9 protein-coding genes are annotated in these 12,831 nt (G+C 39.6%); 6 read left to right on the plus strand and 3 right to left on the minus strand.

What is annotated here, in order from left to right:
- The first annotated feature begins 30 nt into the window (after positions 1–30).
- Positions 31–1,725, plus strand: coding sequence for a methyl-accepting chemotaxis protein (locus ACEVFT_RS14760; protein WP_393950542.1), 1,695 nt, complete (start codon positions 31–33; stop codon positions 1,723–1,725).
- A gap of 428 nt (positions 1,726–2,153) precedes the next feature.
- Here ACEVFT_RS14760 and ACEVFT_RS14765 read toward each other — a convergent pair whose 3' ends face one another.
- Positions 2,154–2,465 carry a hypothetical protein gene (locus ACEVFT_RS14765; protein ID WP_393950543.1) on the minus strand — a complete coding sequence of 104 codons (312 nt, stop codon included), beginning with the start codon at positions 2,463–2,465 and terminating at the stop codon, positions 2,154–2,156.
- Between the two features lie 284 nt (positions 2,466–2,749).
- Here ACEVFT_RS14765 and ACEVFT_RS14770 point away from each other — a divergent pair, with 284 nt between their 5' ends.
- Positions 2,750–3,730 carry a diaminopimelate dehydrogenase gene (locus tag ACEVFT_RS14770; protein WP_205443726.1) on the plus strand — a complete coding sequence of 327 codons (981 nt, stop codon included), beginning with the start codon at positions 2,750–2,752 and terminating at the stop codon, positions 3,728–3,730.
- A 54-nt stretch (positions 3,731–3,784) separates the two neighbouring features.
- Here the strand turns inward: ACEVFT_RS14770 and ACEVFT_RS14775 are convergent, their stop codons facing one another.
- Positions 3,785–4,375 (minus strand): hypothetical protein, encoded by a 591-nt coding sequence (locus tag ACEVFT_RS14775; RefSeq protein ID WP_393950544.1) that lies wholly within the window; start codon positions 4,373–4,375, stop codon positions 3,785–3,787.
- 211 nt (positions 4,376–4,586) lie between these two features.
- Here ACEVFT_RS14775 and ACEVFT_RS14780 point away from each other — a divergent pair, with 211 nt between their 5' ends.
- The 3 genes from ACEVFT_RS14780 (at position 4,587) to ACEVFT_RS14790 (ending at position 10,148) form a co-directional block, all read left to right on the plus strand.
- The gene (locus tag ACEVFT_RS14780) at positions 4,587–7,775 is read left to right on the plus strand and encodes a winged helix-turn-helix domain-containing protein (RefSeq protein ID WP_393950545.1); all 3,189 of its coding nucleotides are present in this window, start codon (positions 4,587–4,589) and stop codon (positions 7,773–7,775) included.
- A 1,016-nt stretch (positions 7,776–8,791) separates the two neighbouring features.
- Positions 8,792–9,628, plus strand: a complete 837-nt coding sequence (locus ACEVFT_RS14785; RefSeq protein ID WP_393950546.1) for an alpha/beta fold hydrolase — start codon at positions 8,792–8,794, stop codon at positions 9,626–9,628.
- Positions 9,612–10,148 (plus strand): GNAT family N-acetyltransferase, encoded by a 537-nt coding sequence (locus tag ACEVFT_RS14790; protein WP_393950736.1) that lies wholly within the window; start codon positions 9,612–9,614, stop codon positions 10,146–10,148. The genes ACEVFT_RS14785 and ACEVFT_RS14790 overlap by 17 nt, the downstream gene beginning before the upstream one ends.
- A gap of 284 nt (positions 10,149–10,432) precedes the next feature.
- Here ACEVFT_RS14790 and ACEVFT_RS14795 read toward each other — a convergent pair whose 3' ends face one another.
- A complete protein-coding gene (locus ACEVFT_RS14795; RefSeq protein ID WP_393950547.1) occupies positions 10,433–11,233 on the minus strand; it encodes an MBL fold metallo-hydrolase in 801 nt (266 codons plus the stop codon).
- 304 nt (positions 11,234–11,537) lie between these two features.
- On the opposite strand from ACEVFT_RS14795, the gene ACEVFT_RS14800 reads away from it, so the two are divergent.
- The gene (locus ACEVFT_RS14800; RefSeq protein WP_393950548.1) at positions 11,538–12,776 is read left to right on the plus strand and encodes a substrate-binding domain-containing protein; all 1,239 of its coding nucleotides are present in this window, start codon (positions 11,538–11,540) and stop codon (positions 12,774–12,776) included.
- Positions 12,777–12,831 lie beyond the last annotated feature (55 nt).

Here is a 12,831-nt window from a genome sequence, read left to right on the forward strand (position 1 = left end):
TAGGTTTTAAATATTTTTGGGGGAATTAAAATGGCCATAATTAAACTTAAATCAGTGCGACAGAAAAATTTATTTGGTTTTTTGCTTGTCTTACTTCTAATGATCATTCTTTCTATTTTCACAATCGAGTCGATGAAAAAAATTCATCGAGATACCAACCATATCATGCAAGAGCAGTTACCTTTGCTTATGCTGGATCAATCAATGGCCTTTAACACGGCAGAAAAAATTGCATTAGCCAGAGGGTATATTTTGACAGGCGATATTTCTTATAAGAATGAGTTTCAGAAATATGCTGAGCAAGCCAGTACCCTAGAGGAAGAATTGCTGCAACAAACGGAATCTCCAAAGACTAAGGAGCTGATCTTATTAGGAAGAAAATGGCATGAAATGATTGTTGAAAATGTTTTTCCTCTTTTTGAGCAGGGAAAAATTAAACAAGCTGAAGCTATTTTAAATGGAGAGGCACAAGACTATGCAAGAGAATTAATGAGTGGTTTTACAGCTATGGCAGACGAGCGCAAGCAGGATGTATTAGAACAAGGTATCCAAGTGATTGAAATAGGAAATAAAAATATTCAATTCAACTCAATTTTCACTATTCTGATAGTTCTAATAGGAATAATCATTGCGATATTTGTGACAAACGGTATAGTGAAACCTATCAATTTGGTTATGAAACGTTTACAAAAAATTGCTGAAGGTGATTTAACGGATCCACCATTGAAAGTTAAATTTCAAGATGAAGTGGCAGAACTGATGAAGGCATCTAATTTTGTTAGTGAAAATAATAATCGGTTATTGCAGCAGGTAAAAGTATCTGCGAAGGAATTACATCAACAAATTGGCTATATTGCACAATCTGTAAAGGATGTATTTAATGGTTCAGAGCAAACAACGGAAACGATGATAGAACTTGCCTCAGGGGCCGAAGCACAAGCAAATTTAGCAAGTGAAATGGTTTCTAAGATGGACGTATTTTCTAAAAACATTTGTGAAATGAATGAAAACGGTCAGCATATATATCAGAAGTCACATGACATCTTAGCGATGACTGGTCAGGGCAAAGAATTAATGGATCAATCTTTGTTTCAAATGTCCATCATCCATGAGGTATTTGAGGGAACAGTAACAAATGTCAACAATTTAGACAAGCAGTCTCAAGAAATTAATCAGCTTGTCACCGTGATTCGGGAAATTTCGGACCAAACGAATTTATTAGCATTAAACGCTGCAATTGAAGCGGCTCGTGCAGGTGATGCCGGAAAGGGCTTTGCTGTCGTTGCGGAGGAAGTAAAGAAATTGGCAAATCAAGTTTCCTATTCTGTAGTTGAAATTACAGGCATTGTGGAGAAAATTCAACAAGAAACTAACACAGTGACAGAATTTCTGCAAAAGGGGTATGTAGAAGTCGCGAGGGGATCAGAGCAAATGAAAATGACCGGGCATACCTTTGAAAATATTAATGAAGCAGTTAAAATGGTGACGATTACTATCCAAGATACATCTGAAAGAATTGAAATCGTCATGAAGGATAGTGAAAGTGTCAGTAAAATGATTGAGGAAATAGCTGCTGTCACAGAGGAGGCTGCAGCCAGTGTGGAGCAAACCGCCGCATCAGCAGAGCAATCCAGTAGCTCGCTTCAAGTTGTTACGAGCAGTGCAGATCAGCTAACGCGAACAGCCGATCAACTAGAGGAATTAATTCAGTTTTATAAGCTATAAATTAAAAATGGTTTTGACTTCTTTAAATGAAGTCAAAGCCATCATGTTGTTGAAAAAAGATTATGTCACTAGTAGAAAGAGATCTTTTAACATGGTGGGGCGGTTGATTTCCGTTCCGCCAGCGTCCTTTCCAGGGGGCGTCCGAGGAGCCGCTTCACTCACTTACGTTCGCTCCAGGATCTCCTCTGTGACGCTGGCTCCACTCCAATCAACCATTCTGCAAAAGTGTCTTTTCCTTTTCTTTCATACTAACAGTAGTGAAAAATGTGGAGAAGCGATGCGTGACAACACCTCTCCATAAAGAGTAGTGACAACCTTCACATTATTTAAAAACCTTTGCTAAAAAGTGGGGTGTAGTGGAAGGCAACTTGTCTTCCATAGGATAGCGAGACAGGCGAGCCTCTATTCTATGGATGGCTTTGACTTCTTTAAATAAAGTCAAAGCCATCCTTGTTGTATTCACTTTTTTTAATGAACCAGCGAGCGATGTCCTTACCACTATTGTAGAAGTCCACCTCATTTACCTTGTTTTTTTGGATGGAGATGTCAGGTATGTTTTCTAAAACGTCAAAAGGTAAAACACCGATACATACAGGATTGTTTGATAGAAATTTTCCATGCGGCTTACGGCCAGTTTGTATCGCTTCACTATGCTTGTTTGCAGTATTTTGTGTCATATGGAATGCAAGTAGTTCTCCTTGTGCCAATGTTGTGCTTGATGAGTAACCAGTACTTTTCATTCAACATGCCCCCTTTTGTCGTTACATTTATTGTACAAGACTAGATGGGAAAATAGCCGTTATTTACAAGGCTTTTACAATAACTTTAAGGTTCATGGAAGATTTAGTAATTTGTAACCGTATTCATACCGTTATGGGATAAAAACCATAGAAAACTGATATAAATTCTTTTTAAAAAACTCATACTCAAACTATTGTGAATTTTTCTAACACGAAGTATTATTGTAATTAGATTTAACGTGAAAGTTTTCACAAAGTCACGAAATCGTTAGGAGGAATTTTTAATGAGTGCAATTCGAGTAGGTATTGTAGGATATGGAAATTTAGGACGTGGTGTGGAGTATGCCATTTCACAAAATCCAGATATGGAATTAGTAGCGGTGTTCACACGACGTGATCCTTCAACAGTAAACGTAGCAAGCAATGCGAGCGTATATTTAGTAGATGACGCTGAAAAATTCCAAAACGACATTGATGTCATGATTTTATGTGGTGGTTCTGCAACAGATTTACCAGAGCAAGGTCCACATTTTGCACAATGGTTTAATACAATTGATAGCTTCGATACACATGCGAAAATTCCTGAATTTTTCGATGCTGTAGATGCAGCGGCACAAAAATCTGGTAAAGTATCTGTTATCTCAGTTGGTTGGGATCCAGGTTTATTCTCTTTAAATCGTCTACTAGGAGAATCAGTATTACCAGTTGGTACAACATATACATTCTGGGGCGATGGCCTAAGTCAAGGACACTCAGATGCTGTTCGTCGTATCGAAGGTGTTAAAAATGCTGTTCAATACACATTACCGATTAAAGAAGCTGTAGAGCGAGTTCGTAACGGTGAAAACCCTGAATTAACAACACGTGAAAAACATGCACGTGAATGTTGGGTTGTGTTAGAAGAAGGTGCAGATGCAACGAAGATTGAACAAGAAATTGTCACAATGCCTAACTATTTCGATGAGTATGACACAACAGTGAACTTCATTACTGAAGATGAATTTAAAGCAAATCATACTGGTATGCCACACGGTGGTTTTGTCATTCGCAGTGGTGACAGTGGTGCAAACGATAAACAAATTCTCGAATTCTCATTAAAACTTGACAGTAATCCAAACTTTACATCGAGTGTATTAGTGGCTTACGCACGTGCAGCACACCGTTTAAGTCAAGCTGGTGATAAAGGTGCGAAAACAGTATTTGATATCCCATTCAGCCTACTTTCGCCAAAATCAGCTGCTGAATTACGTAAAGAATTACTATAATCCTAGCTAATGATCCCGATTATCATAGAGTTGGTAATCGGGAATTTTTTTAGCCTAATTGTTTGCTGAAATAGGTTGCCAATGAAACGGTACAGTTGTGTTATGATGTTTCGTCCATTGTAAAAAATCATCTACATGTCTAATGCCAAATTCCAAGACAGCTTGATAAATAAAAATAGAGGCGTATTGTGTAGGAAGATGAAGTAATGCTTCCTTTATATCAAGAATGGCTTTTCTAGTTTCCACTGTTAAATGATTTTTCATAAATGGTACTAAATCTTTTGAGATGGCACCATTGTGGCTATTTGGAAATAACCACATATCAATATTCCACTCAACTTCCTCCGCTCGGTAAAGCAACTTAAAATAATGTCCCTTAAAATCGGAACTTGTATAATCTCTATATTTTAGTTCAATGACATTCTTGTTCTGTGTGAGCATGGCTAATTCGCTCATTATGATGTGAGGATTAGGCACATCACAAAATGTTTCGAGGTCAATATCGGGGGAAACCATCAAATTATAAGCAGCTGCCCCTACTAAAAAACATTCGCCTACAGTACTCCATTTCTGAATCAATTGTAAGTCAGTTAAAACGCTTTCTGCTTGTTGTTTCTTTTTCGTTGCTCTATCTAGACTGTTCATTTATCCACTTTCCTTCTAAATTTTAGTAATATAACAGATTACTAAAATTAGGCATAAAATGCAAACGAAATTCTACTTCCATTCCCAAAACAAAAAATGGGGATGAAATCTATAAAATTACATAAAAAATATGGTAAACTGTCAATAATTTAATAATCTGAATTTTTGTAGAAATCTTTGTAACCTTACAAAATATGGAGGTTATATTTATATGACAGCGGAAATTATTATTCAATCAAAATGTATGGCGCCAAATCCTTCCACGCATTGCATTAATAGAGCGACACTCATGCGAACATTAAAGAAAAGCCATCATCACACTTGTACCTTTCTGCATAGTGGTGCAGGGTATGGTAAAACAACGATTCTAACTCAATTTCTTGCTAACGAATCGAGTAAATTTTCTTGGTATAGTATCTCGGATGAAGATGATAATCTATTACCCTTTTTGAGACATCTTTTTTTTAGCATACAGCGAATTGCACCAAATTTTGGTCATACCTTTGATGGGTGGAATCAATTGTCACGTTTTCCTAAGATGGATGAGCTCAATCGTTGGTATAAGCTATTTGTCAATTGCCTATGTGACATAGAGGAGTCACTACTTATTGTAATTGACGACTTTCATCTAGTAGATCATGTCTTTCCTATTAATTATTTCATGGAAAAAATCATTGAATTTGCTCCACCCAGCATTCATTTTATTATTGCTTCAAGAACACTCCCCAATTGGGATATTATGAGGAAATTAAAACTGCAAAAAAGATGGCTGGTTATGAAAGAGGACGAACTGGCATTTACAACGGAGGAAATTGCGGTGTTTTTTGAAGAATATGTAGATGTGCATTTATCCGAGGCTGAAATGACCAAGGTATTGGAGATCACGGAGGGCTGGGCCATTAGTATTTCCTTATTGGCGGAGCAATGGCACCATGCTTCGCTGGATCATTGGCTAACGATTTCTACAAATGATCTATTCACTTACTTATCAGAAGAAGTTTATAGTACGATGACCGCTACTGAGCAGGAGACCATCTTGAAATTAGCAATTTTCCCTACCTTTTCTGCAGAGTTATTGGAAGCGTTTTATGGCGCTGAAATTGCACAAATACTGAATGCATTAACCCAGCGTCATTTATTTATCCAACCAGTGACAACAGATGGTTTATACCGTTTTCACGCATTGTTCAGTCGATTTTTAGAAATGAAATGGCGACAGCATCCAAGCCAATATACGGACCTTCATAAACAAGCAGCATTGTATTATGTAGACCGTCATAATATTCAAGCTGTCCTGTATCATGCCTTTAAAACGAATGATCATGACTTTTGTGGGGAGCTATTACAGCTTCATGCAGAATCAATCGTACGTGCGGGTCAATTTGAGTGGTTGTTAGAAAAAATCAATCGATTTACTGAACAGGAAAAAGACAAATTTTATAGATTATATTATTTCGAGGGTGAGTGCCATCGCTACCGAGCTTATTATGAAAAAGCGAAACAATCCTATGAAAAATGTGCAACCATCGCACAGCAACAGCGGGATCACCTATTTATGACAAAATCTCAAGCCGGGATAGCCCATATATACTTAGACACCATTCAACCGGCTTTAGCAGAGCCCTATCTAGAGAAAGCATTAGAGCTAGCGAAACATACACCATTACGCAAAGAGGAATTATTAGAACTTCAACGGCAATATGCTGAAAATTTAGTGAACCTAGGGAAGGCCAAGGGTGCACAGCTCTTTATGGAGGACGTCGCATTGCCAGTGGATGTCATACAACGAGCGAATGTCGATGTTCGTGTTTTACTACGAACTGGACAACTACGGGAGGCCAAGGAGTTATTAGCACAGCGACTTGAATTACCGCCTCAGCTTGTTGCAACCCATCGAGAAAGTGAACTGCTGGCGGCTTTCGTTTATGCATTGTTAGGTCAAGGCAAAGAAGCCTGGTATGCTGCCCAACATGGAATTCGCAGAGGATTAAAAGAGAAGTCTATTTTCATAGAGGCGGTAGGCTATATCAGAAAGGCACATGCCCTGCTGTTAATGGATTTCCCAGATCATCAGGGGGCATGTCAAGCCTATGAAAAAGCGTTGACGTTAATGAATGCCATTAATATTTCTCGTGTGAAGGCTGAGCCTTATATGGGGTTAGCCATTGTCAAACATTTTTTAGGAGATATGGTAGCGGCAAAAAAATATTTAGCATTGGGCTTACAGGAAACAGAGCAAGTTCAAGATGCGTGGATGACGGCTCTAATTCTTCTAGCAGAGGTAAAAATCATCCTTTCCCAGCAAGAAAGAGGGCGAGCGAAGCAATTATTAAAGAAGGCACAGCAACTATTTCAAGAATGCGGTGATCGCAATGGCTTGATGCATGTTTTATTTTATCAGTCTGTGATTGCCATGCAAGAGTGTAATAAGAAGCCGTTTCAACAGTATTTTCAACAGTTTGCCCAACTATGTGTGGGGAATGGCTATGAATATTTCTTACAAAGGCCATCGATACTTGGTCCGAGCAATCGAATGATATTTTACGAGCTACTGCAATTTAGTCAAACTTGTCAGATGGAGCATTCAGCTATCTTAGCATTGCAAAGTTATTTTCAGGTCGAGGATAGCATCAGTTATCCGCAGGATGAAGTACAGATGAATCTTTTTGGGAGTTTAAATTTAATTCGAGCACAACGAAAGCTGGAAGACAAAGAGTGGCAGCGTGATAAATCGAAGGAATTATTCGTGTACCTCTACTGTCATCGCAATCGCTTTACACCGAAGGAAGAGATAGCACAGGCATTATGGTCAGATCGTAGCGTCGAGTCCTTAGATCGAGATTTTAAGGTGGTCTTAAACACATTACTCAAAGTGTTGGAGCCACAACGTCATGCAAGACAAGATAGCTTTTTCATTCAACGAAAAAATAATATGTATCAGTTACAAAATATCGCTTTTCTCCAAATTGATGTAGAACGCTTTCACTATTATTACAGCTTAGGAATGGAGGAATATGATCCACAGTTGTCCAATGAATGGCTATTATTAGCGGAAGCGAGCTATACGGACGCGCTCTATGCGGAAAAAAAGCAAATCGACTGGCTTACGCAGGACCGTGAAAAGCTACAATTTTTATATATCGAAGTCCTGGAACGACTGGCACAAAACGCAACAAGACAACAGCAATATAAAAAAGCTATTTTTTTCGCAGAAAAGATCCTGCGCGAGGATGCACTCTGGGAGGAAGCGTATCGCCTGCTCATGTACAGCCACTACCAACTCCAAAACCGCTCCCTGGCCTTAAAATGGTATGAAAAATGTGTCCAACAATTACAACAGGAGCTAAACACAACCCCCATGGAATCCACCATGACAGTCTATGATTTGATAATGGGGTAGCCAGTGTTGCTTTTAAGGCTAGGCGAAGTGGTTTAGTATTGGATGGGACTGCTTCATTGAGTGTGGGAAGTGACCCTTCTATGGGGAGAACTGCTCTTAAGTGGAGTCAAAGCGCTCATTTTATGGGGAAACCTGCTCCTAAGTGGAGTCAAGGCGCTCCAACTGAGAGTAGAGCCGCTCCTAAGTGTGGTCAAAGCGCTCTAAGTAAGGAGAGAGCCGCTCCTAAGTGTGGTCAAGGCGCTCCAACTGAGAGTAGAGCCGCTCCTAAATGATGTCAAAGCGCTCCAACTATGGGGAAACCCGCTCCTAAGTGGGATTAAAGCGCTCTAACTAAGGAGAGAACCGCTCCTAAGTGGAGTCAAGGCGCTCTAAGTAAGGAGAGAGCCGCTCCTAAGTGTGGTCAAGGCGCTCCAACTAAGGAGAGAATCGCTCTTAAGTGAAGTCAAAGCGCTCCAACTATGAGTAGAGCCGCTCCTAAGTGGAGTCAAAGTGCTTCAACTAAGGAGAGAGCCGCTTCTAAGTGTGGTCAAAGCGCTCTAACTAAGGAGAGAGCCGCTTCTAAGTAGAATCAAAGCGCTCCAACTGAGGGGAAAGCCGCTCCTAAGTGTGGTCAGAGCGCTCCAACTAAGGAGAGAGCCGCTCCTAAGTGTGGTCAAGGCGCTCCAACTATGAGTAGAGCCGCTCCTAAGTGTGGTCAGAGCGCTCTAACTAAGGAGAGAGCCGCTCCTGAGTGGAGTCAAAGCGCTCCAGCATTGAGGGGAGTCGCTCCTAAGTGATGTCAAAGCGCTCTAAGTAAGGAGAGAGCCGCTCCGAAGTGTGGTCAAGGCGCTCCAACTGAGAGTAGAGCCGCTCCTAAGTGTGGTCAGAGCGCTCCAACTAAGGAGAGAGCCGCTCCGAAATGATGTCAAAGCGCTCAATCAAAGAGGAAAGCCGCTCATAAACCGTGTCAACCCGCTCCAACTGTGGAGTAGACTATATACAATGTACAAAAATGTACCCTATTTGGAGGAACAACAATGTCATTTTGTCAGACGAATAAAGCGAATATTTACTATGAAGTTATTGGAACAGGGACACCTATTATCATGCTACATGGTTTTTCTCCTGATCATCGTTTGATGAAGGGATGTATGGAGCCCGTTTTTATAGAGCGAGAAGGATGGAAGCGTATCTATATTGATCTTCCAGGAATGGGGAAGACAACAGACTATTCATCGATTCAGAACTCAGATGAAATGCTAGAAGCAATCATCGAATTGATACACACGATCATTCCAAATGAATCCTACTTGTTGGTGGGTGAATCTTACGGTGGCTATTTAGCGCGCGGTATTATGAGAACGTCAGTCGATCAACTTTTAGGTGCTGCCCTTATTTGTCCTCTCATCATTCCTGAAAAAGAGCAACGTACGGTGCCACAGCATTGTATTGTACAAGCAGATGCTGTTTTTTTATCAACATTAAGTCAGCAGGAGCAAGATGATTTTGGGGCTAATCAAGTCGTCCTAGATGCCTATAATTGGGAGCGCTATACAACAGAGGTGTTGGCAGGGTGTAACCTTGCAGATCAGGCATTTTTAGAAAAAATTCAGCAAAGCTATGGATTTTCCTTTGCCGTTGACGAACAGTCCTTTGACAAGCCAAGTCTCTTTTTACTTGGAAAACAAGATTCCGTTGTTGGCTATAAAGATGCTTTTTCGATTTTAAAAAAATTTCCTAGAGCAACTTTTGCCATATTAGATATTGCGGGGCATAATTTGCAGATCGAACAAGCTGAATTGTTTACCAAGCTGATGAGTGAATGGTTGAATCGTGTAGAGGGAGAGATGGATGAAAGTGATCCTTGCAAATAAAAAATTACTTTTAAGAGAATTCACGCAATATGACTGGATTGATGTTCATAAATATGCCTCACAGGAAATTGTTTGTAGGTATCAAACATGGGGACCAAATACAGAGGAGGATACAAAAGAATTCATTCAGGATGTTCTCGATGAAGCAACACAAACACCAAGGGAAAGATATGTTTTTGCGATTATTTATCAAGAAACGTTAATAGGTGCGGTAGAAATCATGATTCGGGATTTTACAAATAAGGTCGGGGAAATTGGTTATATCGTGAACCCTGATTATTGGGGGAAGGGAGTAGCAACGCAGAGTGCTAAATTAATGATCACTTTCGGCTTTGAAACATTAAAGCTCCATCGTATTTGTGCAACCTGTGATCCTAGAAATATTGGATCAGCAAAGGTTTTAGAAAAAGTAGGAATGTTAAAAGAAGGAGTATTACGTGAAAATATGCTAATGAAAGATGGGGTTTGGCGAGATTCATTTTTGTATAGTGTATTGAAACAGGAATGGTCATCATGTTAAAAGTTATGCATTAAATGAACATTCTGCATTTTATTGGATATGTTGAAATCCTTTTTGTAGATTGTCCTCATCGGAAATTACAGAATCTAATTTGGAACACTTAAAAATTAGTTCCTCATATAAAAGACAAAAATGTTGTACATTCAACGTTTTTGTCTTTCTTTATATATCGTAGCTACAAATCTTTTAGCACTTTTAAATTTTTAATAAACAGTTCCATAACGTCGATATGGATAGTTGTCCAATCTTGATATGCTGTAGGTATTGAAACGTCTTCCATGTTCCTAATTTTTTGATAACAAATTCATTTCATTAATGTAGTTTTTAAGCTTCATTATATCTTTTTTAGATCCTACTGAACCGTGGCCAGGGATAGCTTTTTGAATGGCCAAGTTATTTACTTCTTCTAAAATATTTTCCCATTGTGTTGGATTGGAATAAGGGAAAAATGATGGATGCATACCGACAAATAGAAGGTCAGCCATAAATATGATTTCATCTTCAGGTATATAAAGAAAAGAATCACAGGGAGAATGACCACCTCCCAGTGTCATTATTCTAGCGGTACGTTCTGTTCCGAAAATAGTAAATTCATGAGTAAAAGTATATTGTGGCAAAACTAATTCCAGGTCAGGGATTGAGCTTTCCATCTCTTTTAAAAAACTTATTTCATTCATTTTTTGTATGTCAGTGGAAGCGACAAGGGAGGCAATGTATTTTTTTAACCCTTCTAAATCTGCCTTTTGTTCAGCAATTTTTGCTGGATGGTTTTCTTTCATTTGTTGAAGTGTTATTTGACTAGAAACGATATGACAATCTTTAAATACTTGGTTTCCTCTCGTATGATCACTATGGAAATGACTGTTAATTACCCAAGAGACGGGTTTATTTGTAATATGTACAGCTATATTTCTTAGATCTTCAGCTGCTTGTTGCGTGTTAAATGTATCAAAAATAATGGTTTTGTCCCCTAAATCAATGAGACCAGCATTTCCAAACGCGCCACCACCATCCTTTGCAATAGCGGCATAAATACCTTCACTTACTTTTTCAAGATTAAAATGTCTGGAATAATATTCACTCATTAAAATTCCCTCTCTTTTTTTAGGTGTTTAGTAAAGATAATACGAGTTGTTACATAAATATCCTACACTGTTCGCTCTTCTTTAAAATACTTAAAGTAATAATACCATAAATGCCCAATTTGTAGATTATCGTCGCTATGAATAATCGCATTCGTAGGCGCTCCGCTACACTTTCGGGACATAAAAATGCTCTACACTAAAGTGCAAAGCATTTTTTGTAACTAATTTGTAACTGGACTTTTATATAGTGTTGTCATAGCAAGAAAGCGCTTTCTAGGGAGCTTATTTTGAAGGGGGATATGGGATGAGGAAGCAGTGGTATTGGTTTCTTTTCGTGATGTTGGCTGTGGTGTTGGTGGCTTGTAATGGGGAAGACTCGAAGGATGATGCAACGGATGCAGATTCTTCTGATGGGGAAACGAAGGCGGTCACTGCGGAAGGTGGCACAATTAAGATTGGGGTGCTTGCTTCGTTAACGGGGGCGCTTGAGTCATATGGAAAGCAGACGCAGCGTGGGTTTGATTTAGGGATTGAGTATGCAACAGGTGGCACGATGGAGGTCAATGGTAAGAAAATAGAGATTGTGTATGAGGATACGGAGACGAAGCCAGAGGTGGCTGTGCAGAAGGCGACAAAGCTTTTGGAAGATGATCAGGTTGATTTTTTAGTCGGTTCTTCGAGTTCGGGTGATACGCTCGCTGTTTTACCACTTGCCGAGGAGTATGAAAAAATTATGGTGGTAGAGCCAGCAGTGGCTGACAGTATTACGGGTTCCGAGTTTAATGAGTATATTTTCCGTACAGGTCGTAATTCATCACAGGATGCGTATGCTGCGGCAGCGGCTATTGCGGGCAAAGGTGTGAAGATTGCTACATTTGCGCCAGATTATTCGTTTGGCTGGGATGGGGTGAATGCCTTTAAAACGGCAGCGGAGAAATTAGGGGCTGAAATTGTACTTGAGGAATATGCAGATCCTGCAGCAACAGACTTTACATCCAATTTGCAAAAGGTGATTGATGCGAAGCCTGATTATTTGTTTGTTGTCTGGGCTGGGGCAAATTCACCGTGGAATCAAATTGCTGATCTTAAAATTCAAGAAAAGGGCATTAAGATTTCGACGGGTGCACCGGACATTATTGCCCTTCAATTTATGAATCCATTGGTTGGGATGGAAGGCTTCTCGGTGTATTATCATACGCTACCGCAAAATGATGTCAATAAATGGTTAGTTGATGAACACCAAAAACGTTTCAACGAAGTGCCTGACTTATTTACTCCTGGTGGTATGTCTGCGGCGATTGCTGTTGTGGAGGCATTGAAACAATCGGATGGGGATGTAGATGCCAATAAGCTGATTGACATAATGGAGGGTATGTCATTTGAGACACCTAAAGGTACGATGACGTTCCGTGAAGAGGATCATCAGGCTCTTCAGTCGATGTATTCGATTCGCTTAGAGCAACAAGATGGTGTGGATTATCCAGTACCAGTGCTTATTCGGGAGTTAAGTCCTGAGGAAACGGCACCTCCTGTTATGAATTAAACAAATGAGAGGCAGCATGGCTGTCTCTCTACATATCTATTAGAAGGAAAGGGAG

The organism is Lysinibacillus sp. PWR01, from assembly GCF_043359455.1.
Lineage (GTDB): Bacteria > Bacillota > Bacilli > Bacillales_A > Planococcaceae > Lysinibacillus > Lysinibacillus fusiformis_F.

Bases quoted from the DNA above. Each gene is read 5' to 3' on its own strand.
- ACEVFT_RS14800 (WP_393950548.1), top strand. From the start codon at position 11,538: ATGAGGAAGCAGTGGTATTGGTTTCTTTTCGTGATGTTGGCTGTGGTG.
- ACEVFT_RS14780 (WP_393950545.1), top strand. From the start codon at position 4,587: ATGACAGCGGAAATTATTATTCAATCAAAATGTATGGCGCCAAATCCT.
- ACEVFT_RS14775 (WP_393950544.1), bottom strand. From the start codon at position 4,375: ATGAACAGTCTAGATAGAGCAACGAAAAAGAAACAACAAGCAGAAAGC.
- ACEVFT_RS14795 (WP_393950547.1), bottom strand. From the start codon at position 11,233: ATGAGTGAATATTATTCCAGACATTTTAATCTTGAAAAAGTAAGTGAA.
- ACEVFT_RS14765 (WP_393950543.1), bottom strand. From the start codon at position 2,465: ATGAAAAGTACTGGTTACTCATCAAGCACAACATTGGCACAAGGAGAA.
- ACEVFT_RS14760 (WP_393950542.1), top strand. From the start codon at position 31: ATGGCCATAATTAAACTTAAATCAGTGCGACAGAAAAATTTATTTGGT.
- ACEVFT_RS14770 (WP_205443726.1), top strand. From the start codon at position 2,750: ATGAGTGCAATTCGAGTAGGTATTGTAGGATATGGAAATTTAGGACGT.
- ACEVFT_RS14785 (WP_393950546.1), top strand. From the start codon at position 8,792: ATGTCATTTTGTCAGACGAATAAAGCGAATATTTACTATGAAGTTATT.